An 18,792-nucleotide genomic window follows, 5' to 3' on the forward strand; every position below is an offset into this window, starting at 1 on the left:
AGAACTGGTTTAGGCGGGGTTATCAGCGTCGCCCATTTTGCCGCCATCATTGGCCGAGCTGGAGGCCGAGCGGGCATTGGTGTACTCTGTGTTATAAGCTGTGGTGTTCTTCGTCTGGTCGGCCCGCTCCTGGTCGGCACCGCCGCCGTCATTCTTCTGATCGGCTCCGGGCTGGCCGCCGCGGTTGCTGCTGCCCTGGGCGCTTTGGGGGCCGCCATCGTGCGAGCCACCCCGGTTGCCGCCGTGGGTACCCTCGCTATCGGGCGAAGAGGTGAGCGACTTGCCCCCCTGCTGCTGCACGCTTACACCACCCACGTTCTCGGGGCGGGGTGCATTATTGCCACTATTGGCAACCTGCTGCTGGGTGCGGTTGTGTTCGTTTTCAAGTTCTTCGTTAGGAATGTTCTTATCAGTTGCCATAAAAAAGGGATTGGTTAAAATGAAAAAAAGATGATGCGTTGGCCACAGCGCCACCCGAAAGCGCACTTTGGCAATGGAAAATAAAGGGGTGATAGAGCGGTGGCTATCCGGCCGCTACTGCTTGGTTATACGCGCCCCACAGCGTTGGCGTTGACAAAAGGCGATTGGAAATTCGGGCATTTTCCCCAATTTGGAGTCGTTTTCGCCTTATCCGCTGCCTCCTTATCCTATGTCGAGCCCCGCTGCCAGCCCCGATTCGTTCCTGGAAAAAACTACCGCCCAGCTTCAATATCTGACCCAGCACCCGGAGCTATACCACGAGGCGGTAGTGGCCGAAGCCGGGCGCGAATTGCGGCGGCGCGGTGCGCTCATCCCCGATTCCGTCGCGACTGCGGCTAATGCCCCGGATGCCGCCGCCGACGTGGCTTACCAGGCCGATGAGCCGGCGAGCGGGCGACGCTGGTGGCCAGCGGCGGCGGCCGGGCTGGTAGCCCTGGCCGGCCTGGGCTGGTGGAGCCTTCGCGACACGCCCACTACCACCCCCACCGCGCCGGCTCGCCAGGAGCCTATCGTGCTCGAAGCGGTTAAGGCCCACCAACTACCCGATTTTGAGCAGAAAGCCGCCGGGCAGGTGGCCCAAACGCGCCGCCTGCTACCCGCCGCCGACCGGGCCGACACTACAGCCGCCGGCCGCTACGCCCGCATGGCCCGCCGCTACTGGCTGGCCGAAAATACGGCCGCCTACCTCACGGCCCAGGCCCTGGGCGATTCGGTTACGGCAGTGTTTCCAGGCCAGGTAACCATTGCCCTAGAGCGCATCGACTGGTTCATGGGCGCGAAAGCATATAACCAACACCTTACGCCCACTATGGAAGACCGGCTTACGCTCATGCAGCAGGGCCTAACGCTAAGGCGCATCGTACTCGAAAACTTTAAGACCCGCTATGAACGTTTCGGCGAAGTGTACTCCGACCGCGACCAAAAACGGGGCGACTTCGAGGCCGCCGATATTGGGAACGAACTGCTGGGTCAGCCCAGCAAACGCGCTCCGATGAAGGGCAACATCACCGAACTCTAAGCCGCAGCCGCCCCGGGCCGTTCGGCAACTCTGGCAGGCGGTGGGGGCTGGCAGGGTTTGTGAAGCCTTAGTCCTTGGTTTTCCCCCTCGCCCATGGCTGCTCCCTCCGACCCCAATTTACCCCCGTCTGATCCGGCAGCCCTGTTCGCGGGCCAGACTGATGCTGAGTTGCTGTACTTGGCCCGACACGCGGCCGAGTACCCGCCCACCGTGGGCCCGGCGGCCGTACGCGAGCTGCAACGGCGCGGCCTCGTGCCCGACCTCGCGGCCCCGCTCCCACCCCAACTGCCCGCGGCCGAGCCGGCCGCAAACAGCGGCGGGCTGACCGGCACGCTCCGAGGCATTTTCGGGTTCCGGCCGGGCTACCGGGCCACGCCCACGCTGCTCTGGCTGAATTTAGTGGCCTACGTGCTGCTAGGGCTGGCCGGCACCAATCTCTGGCAGCCCGCCAGCGCCGACCTCATCCGCTGGGGCTCCAACTTTTCGCCCCTCACGTTGCCCGGCCAGCCCTGGCGGCTGCTTACCAGCACGTTCCTGCACGGCGGCTTCGCCCATCTGCTGTTCAACCTAACAACCCTCGTATTCCTGGGCCTGCTCACGGAGCGCATTACTGGTTCGGGGCGGCTGCTGGGCGTATACCTGGTGAGCGGAGTGGCAGCCAGCCTAGCCAGCTTGTGGTGGCACACGGCGGGCGTAAACTCAGTGGGCGCGTCGGGGGCCATTTTTGGGCTCTATGGGCTGTTGCTGGCCACGCTCGTGCGGCGGCCGGCGGTCCTTTCCCGGTCGCAGCGCTACACGGTGCTGCTATTCGTGTTCTATTTTATGGTGAGTAGCCTCGCCGGCGGCCTTCAGGCCCACGCCACCGACAATGCTGCTCACGTGGGCGGGCTACTCACGGGCGCGGCCCTGGGCGCAGTACTGCCGGCCCGGCCGGGGTCTGGGGTGGGCCCAAAATGAGTGCAGCCATTGCTGATGTAGTAGTGCTTTAATTTAAATATTGCCCATCGCGCTGCATGTAAGTGCCCTGCTAGCTTGATAAAATATTTTAGAGTGCCACTTGATGCGGATGCGGTTCTAGCGGGTAAGTCTTTCCTATCCTTTCAGTTATTGCTTTCTCCTGTATCTACTCCCTTCCTGCATGAAAACAAAATTATTCTCCATCCTGGTGGCTTTAGTGCTACCGCTGGCCGCGCTGGCCCAAACCCCAACTACTCTGCTCAACGGCAACTTCGAAAGCTGGGAAACCCGCAATGGTGCAGAGAACCCCGTTGGGTGGCTTACGTCCGGAGACCTGCTAGCTTTTGTTGGTTTTCCCATCGAACTCATCCCGCGCGCCGTTTCGAAAGTAACGGATGCGCACGGCGGTAGTTTCGCGGCCCGTTTGCAAGGCGCAGGCTCTGGGGAAAGTTTTTTACCCAGCTTACTATTGAAGGGTTCTTTGCAAAGCTCGGCGCAGAATGATGTTAAGGTAGTTGGCATACCGTTTACCGGCCGGCCCGCCCGCTTGCAATTCTGGTATAAGCTCACCAGTTCGAATGCAACCGTTGCGTCGGCCAGTATTTTCCTTAAACTGACAAATAACGCTGATTCGGTAGCCGTGATACTGTCGTCCCTGCTCCCAAAGGCTACCTATACCTTGGCCGATATACCGTTGCGGTATATTTCAGGACTTCAACCTGATAGTATGGGCATACAATTTCTCGCGGGCTCGACTAACAATAATATTTTGCTGCTTGACGACGTGCAGCTGGTGGGCACCGTAACCAGCGCCCGGGCCGGCACCACTGCCCCCGCCGCGCTGCAAGTTTATCCGAACCCCAGCGCCAGCGGCGAATTCAGCCTGGCCTCGCTTACGGACGCCGCGCTGGCCACTGCCCCGCTTACCATCACCAATGCCACTGGCCGCCAGGTATTGCGCCAGGGCGCGGCCCCGGCCAGCGCCGCCGCCGGCCGCCTCGTCGATTTGCGCGGCCAGCGGGGCGGGGTGTACCTGCTGCGCCTGGAAACAGCGGCCGGGCCAATTGTGCGTAAACTGGTCATTCAGTAAGCATTTACCTGTGCTTTCGATTGAAACCCCGCTAATGGCACTGTTGGCGGGGTTTTTAGTTGCATAACAAAGCCCCAACAGACCGCAGGCAACTGGCGGCGCTGGCGCGAACTGCCGGTAAAGCGGTATCTTGTGACAGGCTGCCCGCCGCCAGTTGCGGCAGGAGCGCCAGGGTGATGGGTACCCGCTGGCAGATTTGCTGACCGTCTGCTCCTGATTTATTTGGTACTTTGAACCTGCTTTTCTGCTTCATTAGGCTACCGCATTTCCATCTCGCTTTTTCCTGATTTCTATCCTTATGAAAACACGTTTCCTCGCCTTGGTTGCTGGCTTGCTGCTGCCCCTGGCGGCCCGGGCCCAAACGCCCGCTGCGGTGCCCAACGGCAACCTCGAAACCTGGGGTCTGCGCAACGGCGTAGAGTTGCCCGCCAATTGGCTTACGGGCGACGATGTCGCCAACGTTTTCGGTTTTCCGCTGCTCCTGATACCCCGCACGGTTACCAAATCCGCAGACGCGTACGGGGGCAGCTTCGCGGCCCGGGTCCAGAATGCAGGCAACTCCATTCTGGCTTTGCCGGGGATACTTATTTTGGGAGCAATCAGCTCGCAGAGCAGCCGGGGCGGTGTGCCGTACACCAGCCGGCCGGCCCGGCTACAGTTCTGGTACAAGCTTACAGGCCCCAGCGCGGCCGCCGACATGGCAAGCGTCCTGCTGGTTCTATCAAATAAATCCGATTCGGTGGCTACCACGAGGCAGGTGCTGGCTCCCCGAGCCGCCTACACGCTGGTCGAGATGCCGCTGCGCTACCACTCCAACCAGCAGCCCGACACCCTGCGGATTGCTTTCGCGTCGGGCATTGCTCCCAACGCCAGTACTACCAGCGTTTTGTTTATCGACGACGTGCAGTTGGTGGGCACCGTAACCAGCATCCGGGCCGGCACCACTGCCCCCGCCGCGTTGCAAGTTTATCCGAACCCCAGCGCCAGCGGCGAATTCAGCCTGGCCTCGCTCACGGATGTTGCGCTGGCCACTGCCCCGCTTACCATCACCGATGCCACCGGCCGCCAGATACTGCGCCAGGGTACGGCCCCAGCCAGCGCCGCCGCTGGCCGCCTCGTCGATTTGCGCGGGCAGCGGGGCGGGGTGTACCTGCTGCGCCTGGAAACAGCGGCCGGGCCAATTGTGCGTAAACTGGTCATTCAGTAAGCGGCACCCATTCTTTCGATTTAAAACCCCGCTGACGGCATCGTTGGCGGGGTTTTTAGTTGCATAACCACGACGCAGTAGACGCGCGGGAGCTGGCGGCGCGGGCGCGAACTGCCGGTAAGGCGGTATCTTGTGGCAACCTGCGCGCCGCCAGTTATGGCGGGGCCTCAACTGCTGCTGCCGTGCCCAACACCCTGCCCCCAACCCCTGACGCTCAGCCTGCTTCTCCTGACGACGACGACGACGGCGCGGCTAAGCGGCCTGCGCGCTGGAAACGGGTTGCCACGGCCCTGGGGCGCGCCGCCCGTGCGCCCTTCGACGGGGCCGGGGCGCTCTACCGGGTGGGCCAGGACAACCTGCATTTCACGCTGCCGGTGCTCAATGGGGCATTCGGCGACCAGCTAGCTGCCCGCGCCGACCGCCGGGCCATTGCCTTCAGCCTGCGCCGCTACGGCGCCGATATAACCGTGGCCGACCTGCACCTGACGCCCGCGCCCGGCGGACGGCCGCGCAAAACGGTGGTGTTCCTGCACGGGCTAATGGGCGACGAGATTATCTGGCAGACCGGCAATGGCCCCGATGATCTGCGCTTCGGCCCGCGTCTGCAGCAGGATCTGAACGTGAGCTGCCTGTACGTGCGCTACAACTCGGGCCTGCATGTTTCGGAGAACGGCCGCCACCTGCACGAGCTGCTGGCCGAACTGGTGGCCACCTACCCCGAAGCCGTGGGTGAGCTGGCGCTGGTGGGCCACAGTATGGGTGGCCTAATCATCCGCTCGGCGGGATATTATGGGCTGATTGAAAACGACGAGACGACCAAGCCGAAGGCAGGGCCGGAACCGACGGCTTCCGGCCCTGCCCAGCAGGCAGCCGCGCCCGACCACCCCGCGAACGAGAAGCCAGCAAGCGACGCCCAGCAACCCACCCCAAAATCCGAAAACACCACTTGGCTGGCGCGGCTGCACGACGTATTTCTGCTGGGCGTACCCAACGATGGGTCGTTCTTGGAGCAGAACAGCCATTTTACCAGCCTCGTGCTGCGCAAAATCAACCTGTGGCCCACCCGCGCCATCAGCGGCCTGCTCGACCAGCGCAGCAACGGCATCAAGGACCTGCGCCACGCGCTGCTGGTAGATGAGGACTGGCAGAGCGAGCACGCCGACGACCTGTTTCCGCCTCGGACGGTGGTACCGCCCTTGCCCGGGGTGCGCTACCACGTGCTGGTGGGCTCGTTGCTGAAATCGGCCAATTCGGCGCTACACGACTACTTCGGCGACGGGCTGGTGGGAGCCGGCAGTGCCGCCGGCCGCATCTTCCAGGACCGCGCCGCGCCACCCGAGCTGCTCATCCGGACCCAGGTGTACCCCCAGCTCCACCACGGCACCCTGCTCAGCAACCCTGAGGTATACCAGTACTTGCGCGACCAGCTTAAGCCGTAAGCATAGCCAATCTGCTGGTTCGGCAGCGTGCGGCGGCCAGCCCCTTGGCCGGCAGTTCCGCCGCAAGCTGCCTGGGCCCGTTAGAATTCAGGGCCGAAGTATTCGATACCGGAGTACCGCAGCGGGGCACCAGCGGGAGGACATGTGGGCCGATGCCCGAATTATGTATTGAACCCAGTATATATCAAACAGCAATCTATCAGGAAGTTATCATGGTATTTTCATATTTCTTATACCTAACCCCACCGATTCCCCGAAGGAGGAAGAAAGGGAGCCGGGGAGGAGGCATTTAATTGGTTGCGAAGACGTTGGTTCACCAATCATTCGTTTTGCCAGCCCCGCTTGGGGCATGTGTCGCGCTCCTTCCATGCAACCAAAACCCTGGCTTCGGCCGCTACTCGGCAGCGTGCTGCTTTCCGTTGTCGTATCGTTGCCGGCCCACGCCCAGAACGGGCTGCCCCTTTGGCAGCCCGTGCCCACCCCGGCCAACCGGGGACCGGTAGGGGATGCTCCTACTCCCTGGTTTCGCCTCGATACCACCCAGTTGGCGGCCCGCCTGGCCCAGGTGCAGCCCGAAACCACCGCCCCAACGGCGGCCGGGCCGGTGCTGGAACTACCTCACCCCGATGGCACCCTGCACCGCTACACCCTCTCGCGGGTGGCGGTGATGGCCCCGGCGCTGGCCGCTCGCTACCCCCGCATCCGTACGTTCGCCGGCCGCTCGCTCGACGACCCCACCACAACCGTGCGCCTTTCCTGGACGCCAGCCGGGCTCGATGCCCAGTTGCTCACGCCGACCGGGCCGGTAGTGATTTCGCGGGCCGAATCGGGCGGGGCCACGGCGCTCTACCAGACCCGGACCGAGGAGCCGGCCACCTTCGACTGCCAGGCCTTGCTGCCACCCGGCGCTTCGGCCGAGCGCCCCGCGGGAGGCGTCGCGCCGGCCCCGCCCGCGCCCTATGGCAGCCAGATTCGCGTGTTGCGTTTGGCCATAGCTGCCACCGGCGAGTATGTGCAGCAGCTGGGCGGCGGCACGGTAGCCGGAACCCAGGCTAAAATCGCGACGCTGGTTAACTCGCTCAACGGCGTGTACGAGCGCGAATTCGCGCTCCGGCTGGAACTGGTGGCCGGCAACGACCAGCTCATCTTCCCCGATGCCGCCACCGACCCCTACCCCGACACCTCACCCGTGTCGCTGATGAATGCCAATGCCGCCGTGCTCAACACCCGGCTGGGGTTCGCCAACTACGACCTCGGCCACGTGCTGGGTCGCACCGGCAACGGCTACTCGGGCGTGGCTTACGTGGGCGTCGTATGCTCCGCCTTCACGGGCCAGTCGGGCAAGGGGGGCGGGGCTTCCACGGCCAGCTCCGACGGCCTCATGACCACGGTTACCCGCCACGAAATCGGCCACCAGCTGGGCTCCAACCACACCTTCAACGGCGACCAGGGCAACTGTTCGGGGGGCAACCGGGGGGCCAGCCTGGCCTACGAGCCGGGGGCAGGCAACACCATTATGTCGTACGACTCGCGCTGCGCCCCCGACAATGTGGGGCCGGGCATCGTATTTTTCCACGCCGGTAGCTTGAGCGCCATTCTGCCGAAGCTAACCTGCGGCAACCTGGTAGCCAACGGCGGCAACCAGCCGCCGAGCGTAAGCGTGCCAACCAGTACCTACGCCATTCCGCAGGGCACACCTTTCCGCCTCGTCGGCACAGGCTCCGACCCCAACGGCGACGCGCTTACCTACAGTTGGGAAGAGCTGGATTTGGGCAACCCCAGCGGCCTGGCCGGCGCCGCCACCGACCCCAGCGGGCCGCCGCTGTTCCGCAGCTTTGCACCCGTGGCCAGCGCCGAGCGCACGTTCCCGCAGCTGAGTGCCCTGCTCGGCAACACCAGCTCCCAGGGCGAAATTCTACCCCTGGTGGCCCGCTCGCTCAACTTCCGCCTTACGGCCCGCGACAACCGCGGCGGCGTGGCCGGGGCCAACGTTGCTCTGAGCGTGGCCAACGCCGGTCCGTTTCGGGTTACGGCCCCCGCCACGGCCATCACGCTGGCGCCCAACAGCCTCTATACCATCACCTGGGACGTACTGGGCACCGACCAGGCACCGGTGAGCTGCGCCAACGTGCGGATTCTGTTTTCCAGCGACGGCGGCCAAAGTTTTGCCACCACGCTGCTGGCCAGCACGCCCAATAATGGTACGGCCCAGGTGCGGTTTCCTACCCTTACCACCACCCAGGGCCGGGTGAAAGTGGAGGCCTTGGGCAACGTGTTCTTCGCCCTGAGCCCCGTTAACATGACGCTGGAGGGCCAGCCGGTGCCGCTACCTGTTACGCTCACGGCCTTCCGGGCCGAGGCCCGCCGCACGGTAGCCCACCTGAGCTGGAGCACGGCCACGGAGTTGCGCAACGCGGGCTTTGCGGTGGAAATGTCGCCCGACGGCACCGATTTTCGGCGCGTGGCCTGGGTGCCGGGCCAGGGCCAGGCCGCCAGCTACACCTACGACGATGTTCAGCTGACCACCTACGGCTCTGCCCTGGTATACTACCGCCTGCGTCAGCTCGACGACGATGGCACGGCCAGCCTCTCGGAAGTACAGACCGTGGCGGTACCGCTGCCCCCGGCCACGCTGGAGCTCTGGCCCAATCCGGCCCGGGGCCAGGTGACCGTAGCCGGGGTTGGGGCCGGCCAGCCCGTGCAGGTGCTCGACCTCAGCGGCCGGGTGCTGCTCACGGCCCTCGGCCCACCGGCCGGGGCATTGCTGCTCACTTTGCCCTCTACCCTGCGCCCCGGTTTATACCTGGTGCGTAGCGGAAGCCAGAGCCGTCGGTTGGTGGTGGAATAATTCTTCCCCGGGCTGCGGTAATATTTCAGCGGCAATAACTTTCCGGGGTGCTCCGGTGAGGCGGCCATTGCGGCTGCTTTGCCGGAGCACCTTCGCGCTGGTATGGCACGGGTTAGCCGGGGTGGGGGCTTCGTTGTTCTCCTTATCCCCATTCCAGCTATGGCGGGCCGCAACCTGCCCCCAATTGACTTCGCTGAATAAAGTGCCGCGGTATTGGTATTGGCTGGCGGAAGGCTTCGGTTGTGCGGCGGGCACCTTTTTTTTCTACCTTGCCGTCTTTCCGCTAGACCCTGCCCTATTCCGCTAGCTTATGATTGTTGCCCCTTTCCGCGTGTTGCTGCTCGGCTGGAACGAAGCGCCCCGCTCCGGGGAAGCAGCGGTGCCGCTCGTTCGCCCATTGGTGGGCCGGTTGGCCCCGCTGGCCCCGCTGGCCGTAATGCTACCCCACCTGCCGGCCCCAGCCTTCGCAGCCAGCCCCGACCTGCGCGTAACTGGCCTCGCCGAACTGGACCTGACCAACGACCTGAATGCGCGCGCTAATCCGCGCCCGGCGGCCTGGCGGCACCCGGCGGCGCCCTACGTGGGGGCCACTCTCGGTGGCCCTGGTAGCTATACCGCCCCGGCCGCACCTTACCAGGGGGCTACCCCCCGGGAGGCGGCCTCCATCGCAACCACAGCACAAGTGCAGGCCAAATCATCACCTGATGCTCCCAAACCAAATTCGATGCCGGCCCCGGTCGAGGCGTCCGGATTGCCCGGGCCGCCGCCGGAAGTGGCCGCTGCTGATCTGCTGATCAACCGCGACGATTTTGCCCGTGAGGCTGAACCCGAGGCTGGCGAAGCCCGCAAACTGGATCAGGTGTCTGCAGAAACCCTCCCCGAACCGGAGCCAGAGCCAACGGAGCCGCCCCGGGTACGGGCCACGCTGACCGAGGCGTTGGCGGCGCTGGGCGTTGATTTGCCCGCCACCACCGACCTTAATTTCCAGGTGATTCAGTACGCCCGCTTTGCGACCCGCCGGGCCTTGCAGGAGGATTTTGCCGTTATTTACGCCGTCGACTGGCCCACGTGGCTGGCGGGGATGGAAATCAGGCAACTGACTGGCCGGCCTTTGGTGTTGCACGTGCACGAGCTGGCCCAGGAACGGGGTGCCGAGGGCGCCAGCGGCTGGAGCCTGGCCCTCGAACGGCTGGCCTTGCGCCGCGCCGACCTCGTGCTGGCCGCCTCCGACGATGTAGCCCGCCTGCTGCTGGAGCGGTACCAGCTGTCGCCCGAGCGTCTGCGCATGGTCCCGCTCACCGATACCGCGACGGTAAACACCATTCTCCATCAACTCGAAACCCGTTTGTCCGGCCATCCGGCCGCGGCTCCTCTCTTTCCGCCTACCCCATGAATTCTGAAACCTCCGCCCCCCGCCGCCACGAGTTTGAAGCCCCCCTGGAAATGGATGGCGGCGACAACGGCGTATTTGTGGCAGTGCCCTTCAGTGTAATTACCGACTACGGCACCAAAGGCTCACTGCCCGTGCAGGGCACCATCGATGGGTTCCCGATTCGCCTGAACCTAGTGCCCCTTACCGATGAGCAGCACGGCTTCAGCGTGCGTAAGGAAGTACGTAACGCCATTGGCAAAACCTGGGGCGAAACGGTGCAGGTCATACTCTGGCACGATACCAACCCCGCCGGCCTCGACCTGCCCGACGAGCTTTCCCGGGCCCTGGAGCGTACGGGTTTACAGAACCAATTCGACGCCCTGCCCTTCACCCAGCGCAAGCAGCTGGCCCAGCATATCAGCCGTGCCAAAAAGCCCGAAGCCCGCGACAAGCGCATCGCCGAGGCCCTCGAACAAGCCGAATCGGGTCGCAAAACCAAGCAGTAGAACAGTTAGAAAGCAGAAAAAGGCAAGGGCGGCATTATTGCCGCCCTTGCCTTTTTCTGCTTTCTTGAAGGCTGTTACCCCACCCGCTCCAGCACGAGCACGGTGCGGTTGGTGGCGTACACGCTGAGCTTATTTACGCCATCTTCCTCGAACGTTTCGAACTCGTAGCCGTCATCAACGCGGCCAAAACCGCCGAACTCGGGGTTGTCGGAATCGAGGACGATGCGGTAGCGGCCGGCCTGAGGCACGAAGAACCGGTAGTCGGGGATGCTGCGCTCGATGTGGAAGCTGAAGACGAACACCAGCGCACCACGGCCGAAAACGAGCACCTCATTTTCGGCGTCGAGCAGTAGCTGGCGGGCGGGGCCGGCGGCCAGCAAGTGGGTGCGCCGGGCCAGGGTTATCATGGCCGCATCGAAGCGTAGCAGCTGCTGAAACTTGAGGTCGGGGTTATCGGCCAGGCTCCATTGGCGGCGGGCAAACTGGTAGCTCCAGTCGTTGCCTTCGCGGGGAAAGTCGATCCATTCAGGATGGCCAAACTCGTTACCGATGAAGTTGAGGTAAGCCTCGCCGCCGAGGCTGAGCGTGAGTAGCCGCAGCTGCTTGTGCAATGCCACGGCCCGGGCCGCCACGGGGTCGGGGTCGGCGTGGTGCATGTGGGTGTAAATAGACTCGCCAAACAGCCACTGGGCCAGGGTTTTGTCGCCCACCAAGGCCTGGTCGTGGCTTTCGGCGTAGGCCACGGTTTTCTCCCCGTCGCGGCGATTGGTGAGCACGTACCATAGGTCGTAGAGGTTCCAATCCTCGTCGCGGGTGTGCTTGAGCAGCTTGATCCAGTAGTCGGGAATGCCCATGGCCAAGCGATAATCGAAGCCGATGCCGCCCTCGGCAATGGGCCAGCACAGGCCGGGCATGCCGCTCATGTCTTCGGCCACCAGCAGGGCGCTGCGCTTGATTTCGCGCACCAGCGTGGCCGCCAGTTGCAGGTAGAGCACGGCATCCTCATCAACCTCGGGCCCGAAATACGACTCGTAGCCGCCGAAGCTCACGCCCTCGCCGTGGTGGTGGTAGAGCATGCTCGTGACGCCATCGAAGCGGAAGCCGTCGAAGTGAAACTCTTCGAGCCAGTAGCGCAGGTTGCTGAGCAGAAACTGCTGCACCTCGGGCTTGCTGTAGTCGAACAGGCGCGAATCCCAACCGGGATGCTCGCCCCGGGCTCCTTCGTGGAAATACTGGTGGCCCGAGCCGTCGAAGTTGGCCAAGCCCTCGGCCTCGTTTTTTACGGCGTGCGAATGCACGATATCAAGCAGCACAGCAATGCCGCGGCGGTGGGCTTCGTTGATGAGGTATTTAAGCTCCTCGGGGGTGCCGAAGCGCGACGATACGGCGAAGAAATTGGCCACGTGGTAGCCGAACGAGCCGTAATAAGGGTGCTCCATGACGGCCATCAGCTGAAGGCAGTTGTAGCCCCCGGCCTCGATGCGGGGTAATACCTGCTCGGCGAATTCGAGGTAGGAGCCCACCCGGCCTTCTTCCAGCGCCATGCCCACGTGGGCCTCGTAAATAAGCGGCTCGCGCACGGCGTTGGCCACCCGAAACTTCTGGTCAGTCCAGGCAAAAGCCTGCTCCGGCCGCCAGATCTGCCCGGCGAAATCATGGGTTTCGGGGTTTTGCACGGCCCGGCGCAGGGTGGCCGGCAGGCGGTCTTGGGCCCCGTGGGCCGACACCACGTGCACCTTGTAGAGCGAGTGGTGGGTCAGGCGGTCCTGGTATTCTTTATCGGGCAGAAATACTTCCCACACGCCGTCGGCGCCCGGCGCGAGCGGGGTGGCCTGCCGGTCCCAGCCGTTGAAGTCGCCGATCAAGCTTAGGGCCTGAGCGGCGGGGGCCCACTCGCGGTACCAGAAGCCCCGGCGGCGGCCGTCGTAGTGCAGCCCCAGCCGCTGGTGGGCCGTAGCAAACTTGCTCAGCGACCCATATTGGTCCACGATTTCGGCTAGCCGGGCCTCCAGGCGGGCCTGCCGACGCCGCAGCACCGGCTCGTAGGGCGCCAGCCAGGGGTCGTGCTGCACGAGGGGCAGCGGGGGCAACGAGGTAGCGGCAGCACTGGTGAAGGCAGGGGCAGAAGACATAGCGCGGAAGTAGTTTGGTAAGGATCAACTCAAAACTACGGGGAATATAACAGCAGGGTCGTGAAAGCTACGGGAAATCGGTGCGGCCACCGTAGCGGCGGGCCCGTTTACTCCCCGCGCCACTGCTTACCTTACGGCTATGAAACGCCCGTTCTATCCGGTGCTGGTGGCCCTGCTGGCCGCCTGCACCACCACGTCCCCGAGTACCTCCCCCACCACTGTTGCAACTGTGGCCGCAACCAGCTTGGCCGCGCCGGTACCGGCCGCCACGCCCATTATTATGGCCAGGGCCATGGTGGTATCGGCCCACCCCGAAGCCACGCGCATCGGGGTGGAGATACTGCAACGCGGGGGCAATGCCTACGATGCGGCCGTGGCCGTGCAGTTCGCGCTGGCCGTAGCCCTGCCCGTGGCCGGCAACATCGGGGGCGGCGGCTTTCTACTGTACCGCGGTACCGACGGGGCCGAGGGGGCCCTCGACTTCCGCGAAACGGCCCCCGCCGCCGCCACCCGCGATATGTACCTCGACGCGGCCGGCAATGTAGTGCCCGACCTGAGCACGCTGGGCCACCGGGCGGCCGGCGTACCGGGCACGGTAGCCGGCATGTGGGAGCTGCACCAAAAACTGGGTAAGCTGCCCTGGAAAGATGTGGTGGAGCCGGCCGTGCAGCTGGCTATGCAGGGCCTGAAGCTGACGGAAAAGGAAGCCGCCGGCCTCAACCGTACCCGCCCCGACTTCGTCCGCTTCAACCCATCCAGCGCCTACCTGAAAACCGATGGCGGCTCCTGGCAGGCCGGCGAAACCATTTACCACCCCCAGCTGGCCCGCACCCTCGAATACATCCGCGACCAGGGCCGCGACGGTTTCTATACCGGCCCTACCGCCAAGCTTATCGTGGCCGAAATGCAGCGCGGCCAGGGCCTGATTACCCAAGCCGATCTGGCGGGCTACCGGCCCCAGTGGCGCAAGCCGCTCCACGGCCATTACCGGGGCTACGAAGTGCTCACGTTCCCGCCGCCCAGCTCCGGGGGCGTAGCATTGCTGCAAATGCTGCAAATGCTGGAACCCTACAACCTGGCCGCCGCCGGCTGGCACTCGCCCCAGGCCACGCACTGGATTACGGAGGCCGAGCGCCGCGTGTACGCCGACCGCGCCACCTACCTCGGCGACCCGGACTTCGGGCGCGTGCCAGTTGCGCAACTCCTTGCACCCACCTACAACCAGCAGCGGATGGCTTCCACCCTCCCCCACCGGGCTACGCCCAGCGCCCAGGTGGCGGCCGGCACCGGCCTGCCCGCCTACGAGTCGGACCAGACCACGCACTACAATATCGTGGATGCCCAGGGCAACGCCGTGAGTTGCACGACCACCCTCAACGGGGCCTACGGCAGCAAGGTGGTGGTGGCCGGGGCGGGCTTTATTCTCAATAATGAGATGGACGATTTCAGCAGCAAGGCCGGCACGCCCAACGCCTACGGGCTGGTGGGCGGCGTGGCCAACGCCATTGCCCCCGGCAAGCGCATGCTCTCCTCCATGACGCCCACCATCCTCACTAAAGGCAACAAACTGGCCCTGGTAGTGGGCACGCCCGGCGGCAGCACCATCATCACGAGCGTGCTGCAAGGCATTCTGAACGTGGTAGACTATGGCCAGAATGCCCAGCAGGCCGTGGCCGCGCCCCGCCTGCACCACCAGTGGCTCCCCGATCAGCTCGACGTGGAAGTCGGAGCTTTGCTACCCGCTGCTCAGGATTCGCTCCGGGCTTGGGGCTACCAGCTTAGCCCGCGCAACGCCTGGGGCCGCATGGAAATCATCCGGGTGCTGCCCAGCGGCCAGCTCGAAGGCGGCGCCGACCCCCGCGGCGACGATGCGGCCGCGGGCTATTAGGATTATGGGCGAACGTAAACGCCTGTCATCCTGACGAGAGAAGGACCTCACTCCACCAGAACAGCCGTAGCAACGACTCGTTTTAGTGGAGTGAGGTCCTTCTTTCGTCAGGATGACAGGCGACGCCAGGCTAGCGCCTAACGCTTGGCTTCTGGCCTCTCGATTACGCCGACTGCAACGACTTAGCAGCCGAGCTCAGCGTCTGGCCCAGCTCCTGCAGCTTAGCTTTGGCATCGTCGGTGGCGGTGCCGGCGGCTTTGGTGGTGTGCTCGCCCAGCGTGCTCAGCGACTTGCTGATTTTGCTGCCGTCGCCGCTGCCAATGGCGGTTTTCAGGTTTTCCAGCTCCGAGGCAATGGCACTCAGGGCGGGGCTGTTGGCTCCTTTGAGGGTAGTCACCCAGCTGTCGATGTTGCCGCCAGCGGCGGGGGCGGCAGCGCTGAGGCCGCCTTGGAGGGCTTGCAGGGTAGCGTCTATCTGGGCAGTTCCTTTGGTGGTGGACGAATCCATAACGATGAGGGTTTTGGTGGAAAGAATGATATGTACCTTCTACCAGCAAACTCATTAAAAGTTGATAATCAATTTGTTAAACATAGTACAACAAAACAAATCTTCAACTCGACTGTAGCGGCGGCCAGGGCGGTTAGCAGCCCGGTAGCGGCATTCATACAACGCCGAACCGCGACGTTGGCAGCGGTTCCGGCCGTAATGTTGTACAATAGTAAATCAGCCAAAAAAATGTACGCTTCTGAGTCCGGCTTAACCCGGCTACGACATTTTGAGGTTGCCGGCAGCCGTTACCAGCGTCTGGCCCAAGTGGCGAAGCTGGTCGCCGGTACCGTCGGTAAAGCTATGCAGGTCGTGGGCCATGCGCGACGTTTCCTGGCCCAGCAGCTGGAGGCTGGCGGCTATGCCCACCCGGTCGTCGCGCTCGACGTGGCCGCGCAGGTTGCGTAACTCGCCTTGCAAGCCCGTGAGGGCCGAGCCGCCGAGGCCGTCGAGGGCGTCAATCCAGCTGTCGATATAGCCCAGGCCAGCCTCTACGGGATGCTGTTGGGGGTTGTTAAATGTGTCGTAGATACCCTGAATAGTTTGTTCGATGCGAGCGGCGTGGTCCATGTGGTAGCGGGGTTAGGAGAGGAATCGGTTAATAGAACCAGTACGCCACCCAGGCCGCCGGTGTTGCCCCGCGTGAGGCCGGGAGCCGGTATATGAGCGAATGCCAGCACTGATCCTCTGCCCTTACTTCTTCATCGCTACCAGGTTGAAGGCTAGTTGGAACTCGTTGCGAATGGCGTAGGAGCCCAGATTCTGGAAGAAGCTGCTGGAGTTGTAATGGATACCAAATTGGGTGCGCTCGACAGTAGCCTGACCACTGACGTGCAGCCGGCCGTCGGGCCGCGCCTCCACGACGAGCGGGAAGCGGATGGGGCGGGTGACACCGCGCAAGGTGAGTTGCCCGGTAGCCATGCCGGCCCGTACTTCCCGCAGCTCGAAAACGGCCGTTGGGTATTTTGCCACGGCGAAAAAATCCTCCCCGCGCAGGTGCTCGGCCAGTTGGGCCTGCTCCTGGTCCAAGGTCGTCATATCGAACTCGAAACGGCCGTGGCGCAGCGTTTGGCCATCATAGCTGAAGCGGCCCCGGCCCAGCCGCACGGTGCCACTGGGCGCGTAGCCGCCCACTTCGGCGTAGCCGGTCCAGGTAACGGTGGCCGGAACCACTTGGTACACGGCGGGGGTCGCCCAAACCGTTGGCGGGGGCGGGGTGGCGGGGCTGGTTTGGGGCGCGTGGTAAGTCAGGAGCAGAAAGAGCGTCAGGAGTTTCATCAGTTGAAAAGGAAGTGGGCGCGTATGCTGATTCGCGGCCCGGGTGCGGGAAAATTGGGTGGAGCGCTGGCGGGCGTCGGTTGCCGGCGTTAGCGCGGAGTAGCTTCAGTTTCAATCAGCCCGAAGCCTTTGTAGAGCTTGCCGGCCGCGTCGCGGGCCAGCACGTACCAGAGCGCGTCGCCGCCGTAGAGGCGCTGGGCGCTGTCGGCGTAGCGGTAATTTTGAGCGAAGGTGTAGGTGCGGCCGGGGAGCAGGCGGCCGTTGGGGCACCGGAACAGTGCGGCAAATTCGGCGGGCGTTTCGTGCAGGTTGGCCAGCCAGCCGGCTTCGCTGTACCAGATGTAGCTGCCGCACTCCACCACCGTTAGCTCCTGCCCTACCTCGGAACGCACCATGGTGCTATGCTTCCAGACGAAGCCGCCGGGCTGCTCGGGGTTGGGCTCGGGATGCACCGGGTTGGGCGTGTGCCAGAGCGTGAGGCCCACCGGCACCTGCCGCAGCTTGTCGGGAAGCACGCGGCGGTGGTCGGTCCAGGCGGGAGCCGCAGGCGGCGCGGTTTGGGCGCGCAGGGCAGTTGGTGCGGCGGCCAGCACGGCCAGTAGCAACAGGATTCTCATGGGGCTTGGGGCTTAATGAACGACCCAAAGGTGCCCGCTCCAATCACCCCAAACGCCCCGAATCTGGCTTTGGGACGCCCCAAATCATGATGTGGGCGTTAATTCGGCAAAATGGTGACCCGTTTTATCACCCTTATTCTACACCACCCTCATTCCCCGTTCCACTCTCTCGGGGCCCGGCCGGTGAACTGCTTGAAGATGCGGTTGAACGTGGTTTTGGAGTTGAAGCCGCACTCAAGGGCCACGCCCAGCAGCGTCAGGCGCTGGGCGTCGGGGGTGGCGAGGCGGCGCTTTACCTCGGCCACCCGGTATCCGTTCACTAGGTCGTTGAAGCTCTGGCCAAAGCCTTGGTTGACAGTGAACGAAATCAGGCGCGGCGCTAAACCGGTGTGGGCCGACAGCTCGGCCAGCGTGAGCGTGGGGTTGAGGTAGAGTTGCTCCTCTTCCAGCGCCCGCCGGATGCGGGCCAGCGCCCCCGCATCGACGGCGGACGGCGGCGGTGCCACTGCTGGCGGGGCCAGCTTGGCGGCGGGAAAGGCGGCGGTGAGGTTACCCAGCAGGATGTCGGGGGCCAGGGCGGCACCCGAACCGGCCCGCGGCCCGGCCAATTGGGCGGGAGCCGCCGCCTCGCTTGCTGCCTGCTCGGCTTCCGGGACGAAGCTCACGGCCCGCATATCGGCTTGGCGCAGCCCCACCACGCCAATCAGAAACAACACGCCGCCCAGCAGTTCGGTGGAGTAATCATACTGGTAAAACAGGCCGAATAATTCGCGCATCACCACTTCCAGCAGCCATTGCAGGCTCACGACGGCCACCAGCACCAGCAGCACCCGCAGCCACCGGAGCCGTAGCTCCGACACTTCCGAGAAATTATCTACCAGCCACCGCCGGTATTGCCCCAGCCGACGCAGGCTCAGCAGCAGGTACACGGTGAGCGAAACCCAGGTCCCGATGAACTCCAGCCGGTAGGTGTAGGGCCGGTGCACGTGCTCCCAGAACCAGAGGCGAGTGGCGTAGGGTTGCAGGCGCAGGCCCCAGTACAGCCCCGCCTGCGCCAGTACCGGCAGGAAGTGCCAGAGCTGCGCCGCCCGAAACCGGAAATTATGGTTGAGCAGGCTGCGCACGTAGAAGTACAGCAACGGGCCGAACGCGAAGGAATAGTAAATGGGCGCGAAGTACCAGTCGGCATTCTGGGCGTAGATGCTGGCCACCCGGAAAAATCCATCGAGCAGCCACAGCGCAATAGCCAGCATGAGCAGGGCCAGAAAGCGGTTGGGCCGGCGGTTATGGCGGGCCAGCGCCAGCAACCCGGCCGCAAAAATGGCCTGGGACACCACGGCCAGCAGGCTTATTACAAGCGGCGTAAAGGGTATCTGCATTTTCCTCTCCCTAAGCAGTTTAGCGGTTGTTCGG

Annotated in this window: 16 protein-coding genes; 9 read left to right on the plus strand and 7 right to left on the minus strand. The window is 64.0% G+C overall.

What is annotated here, in order from left to right:
• Positions 1-9 precede the first annotated feature (9 nt).
• Positions 10-420 carry a hypothetical protein gene (locus tag CDA63_RS10045; RefSeq protein ID WP_088464325.1) on the minus strand — a complete coding sequence of 137 codons (411 nt, stop codon included), beginning with the start codon at positions 418-420 and terminating at the stop codon, positions 10-12.
• A 229-nt stretch (positions 421-649) separates the two neighbouring features.
• Between CDA63_RS10045 and CDA63_RS10050 the strand changes: the two genes are divergently transcribed.
• The 8 genes from CDA63_RS10050 to CDA63_RS10085 all read left to right on the plus strand — a co-directional run bounded on the left by CDA63_RS10050 (position 650) and on the right by CDA63_RS10085 (position 10,917).
• Positions 650-1,498 carry a hypothetical protein gene (locus CDA63_RS10050; RefSeq protein ID WP_088464326.1) on the plus strand — a complete coding sequence of 283 codons (849 nt, stop codon included), beginning with the start codon at positions 650-652 and terminating at the stop codon, positions 1,496-1,498.
• Positions 1,499-1,591: 93 nt separating this feature from the next.
• On the plus strand, positions 1,592-2,455 hold the full coding sequence (locus CDA63_RS10055) for a rhomboid family intramembrane serine protease (RefSeq protein WP_088464327.1): 864 nt from the start codon (positions 1,592-1,594) through the stop codon (positions 2,453-2,455).
• 727 nt (positions 2,456-3,182) lie between these two features.
• Positions 3,183-3,545, plus strand: coding sequence for a T9SS type A sorting domain-containing protein (locus tag CDA63_RS20830; protein WP_165768257.1), 363 nt, complete (start codon positions 3,183-3,185; stop codon positions 3,543-3,545).
• A 298-nt stretch (positions 3,546-3,843) separates the two neighbouring features.
• Positions 3,844-4,752, plus strand: a complete 909-nt coding sequence (locus CDA63_RS10065) for a T9SS type A sorting domain-containing protein (protein ID WP_088464329.1) — start codon at positions 3,844-3,846, stop codon at positions 4,750-4,752.
• A 59-nt stretch (positions 4,753-4,811) separates the two neighbouring features.
• Positions 4,812-6,191, plus strand: a complete 1,380-nt coding sequence (locus CDA63_RS10070; protein WP_126546808.1) for an esterase/lipase family protein — start codon at positions 4,812-4,814, stop codon at positions 6,189-6,191.
• A 406-nt stretch (positions 6,192-6,597) separates the two neighbouring features.
• The gene (locus CDA63_RS10075; RefSeq protein WP_126546809.1) at positions 6,598-9,039 is read left to right on the plus strand and encodes a zinc-dependent metalloprotease; all 2,442 of its coding nucleotides are present in this window, start codon (positions 6,598-6,600) and stop codon (positions 9,037-9,039) included.
• Positions 9,040-9,349: 310 nt separating this feature from the next.
• The gene (locus tag CDA63_RS10080) at positions 9,350-10,432 is read left to right on the plus strand and encodes a glycosyltransferase family 4 protein (RefSeq protein WP_088464332.1); all 1,083 of its coding nucleotides are present in this window, start codon (positions 9,350-9,352) and stop codon (positions 10,430-10,432) included.
• The gene (locus tag CDA63_RS10085) at positions 10,429-10,917 is read left to right on the plus strand and encodes a YdeI/OmpD-associated family protein (RefSeq protein ID WP_088464333.1); all 489 of its coding nucleotides are present in this window, start codon (positions 10,429-10,431) and stop codon (positions 10,915-10,917) included. Before CDA63_RS10080 ends, CDA63_RS10085 begins: the two co-directional genes overlap by 4 nt.
• Before the next feature lie 74 nt (positions 10,918-10,991).
• On the opposite strand, the gene CDA63_RS10090 is transcribed toward CDA63_RS10085, so the two are convergent.
• Complete coding sequence (locus CDA63_RS10090; protein ID WP_088464334.1) at positions 10,992-13,049, minus strand: alpha-amylase family glycosyl hydrolase; 2,058 nt, start codon at positions 13,047-13,049, stop codon at positions 10,992-10,994.
• 139 nt (positions 13,050-13,188) lie between these two features.
• On the opposite strand from CDA63_RS10090, the gene ggt reads away from it, so the two are divergent.
• Positions 13,189-14,937: a gamma-glutamyltransferase gene (gene ggt / locus CDA63_RS10095; protein ID WP_088464335.1), complete on the plus strand. Its 1,749-nt coding sequence runs from the start codon at positions 13,189-13,191 to the stop codon at positions 14,935-14,937.
• Positions 14,938-15,100: 163 nt separating this feature from the next.
• On the opposite strand, the gene CDA63_RS10100 is transcribed toward ggt, so the two are convergent.
• From CDA63_RS10100 to CDA63_RS10120, 5 genes are all read right to left on the minus strand, one after another.
• Entirely contained in the window at positions 15,101-15,445 is a 345-nt protein-coding gene (locus CDA63_RS10100; protein ID WP_088464336.1) for a hypothetical protein, read from the minus strand.
• A gap of 258 nt (positions 15,446-15,703) precedes the next feature.
• Positions 15,704-16,054: a hypothetical protein gene (locus CDA63_RS10105; protein WP_088464337.1), complete on the minus strand. Its 351-nt coding sequence runs from the start codon at positions 16,052-16,054 to the stop codon at positions 15,704-15,706.
• A 123-nt stretch (positions 16,055-16,177) separates the two neighbouring features.
• The gene (locus tag CDA63_RS10110; protein ID WP_088464338.1) at positions 16,178-16,762 is read right to left on the minus strand and encodes a YceI family protein; all 585 of its coding nucleotides are present in this window, start codon (positions 16,760-16,762) and stop codon (positions 16,178-16,180) included.
• An 89-nt stretch (positions 16,763-16,851) separates the two neighbouring features.
• On the minus strand, positions 16,852-17,379 hold the full coding sequence (locus CDA63_RS10115; RefSeq protein ID WP_088464339.1) for a hypothetical protein: 528 nt from the start codon (positions 17,377-17,379) through the stop codon (positions 16,852-16,854).
• A 149-nt stretch (positions 17,380-17,528) separates the two neighbouring features.
• Positions 17,529-18,758, minus strand: coding sequence for a helix-turn-helix domain-containing protein (locus CDA63_RS10120; protein ID WP_088464340.1), 1,230 nt, complete (start codon positions 18,756-18,758; stop codon positions 17,529-17,531).
• Positions 18,759-18,792 lie beyond the last annotated feature (34 nt).

The organism is Hymenobacter amundsenii (assembly GCF_002204745.1).
GTDB classification, from domain to species: Bacteria; Bacteroidota; Bacteroidia; order Cytophagales; family Hymenobacteraceae; genus Hymenobacter; species Hymenobacter amundsenii.

Coding starts and splice junctions, on each gene's coding strand:
- CDA63_RS10105 (WP_088464337.1), bottom strand. CDS start 16,054: ATGGACCACGCCGCTCGCATCGAACAAACTATTCAGGGTATCTACGAC.
- CDA63_RS10080 (WP_088464332.1), top strand. CDS start 9,350: ATGATTGTTGCCCCTTTCCGCGTGTTGCTGCTCGGCTGGAACGAAGCG.
- CDA63_RS10090 (WP_088464334.1), bottom strand. CDS start 13,049: ATGTCTTCTGCCCCTGCCTTCACCAGTGCTGCCGCTACCTCGTTGCCC.
- CDA63_RS20830 (WP_165768257.1), top strand. CDS start 3,183: ATGGGCATACAATTTCTCGCGGGCTCGACTAACAATAATATTTTGCTG.
- CDA63_RS10100 (WP_088464336.1), bottom strand. CDS start 15,445: ATGGATTCGTCCACCACCAAAGGAACTGCCCAGATAGACGCTACCCTG.
- CDA63_RS10110 (WP_088464338.1), bottom strand. CDS start 16,762: ATGAAACTCCTGACGCTCTTTCTGCTCCTGACTTACCACGCGCCCCAA.
- CDA63_RS10045 (WP_088464325.1), bottom strand. CDS start 420: ATGGCAACTGATAAGAACATTCCTAACGAAGAACTTGAAAACGAACAC.
- CDA63_RS10120 (WP_088464340.1), bottom strand. CDS start 18,758: ATGCAGATACCCTTTACGCCGCTTGTAATAAGCCTGCTGGCCGTGGTG.
- CDA63_RS10115 (WP_088464339.1), bottom strand. CDS start 17,379: ATGAGAATCCTGTTGCTACTGGCCGTGCTGGCCGCCGCACCAACTGCC.
- CDA63_RS10085 (WP_088464333.1), top strand. CDS start 10,429: ATGAATTCTGAAACCTCCGCCCCCCGCCGCCACGAGTTTGAAGCCCCC.
- ggt (WP_088464335.1), top strand. CDS start 13,189: ATGAAACGCCCGTTCTATCCGGTGCTGGTGGCCCTGCTGGCCGCCTGC.
- CDA63_RS10055 (WP_088464327.1), top strand. CDS start 1,592: ATGGCTGCTCCCTCCGACCCCAATTTACCCCCGTCTGATCCGGCAGCC.
- CDA63_RS10065 (WP_088464329.1), top strand. CDS start 3,844: ATGAAAACACGTTTCCTCGCCTTGGTTGCTGGCTTGCTGCTGCCCCTG.
- CDA63_RS10050 (WP_088464326.1), top strand. CDS start 650: ATGTCGAGCCCCGCTGCCAGCCCCGATTCGTTCCTGGAAAAAACTACC.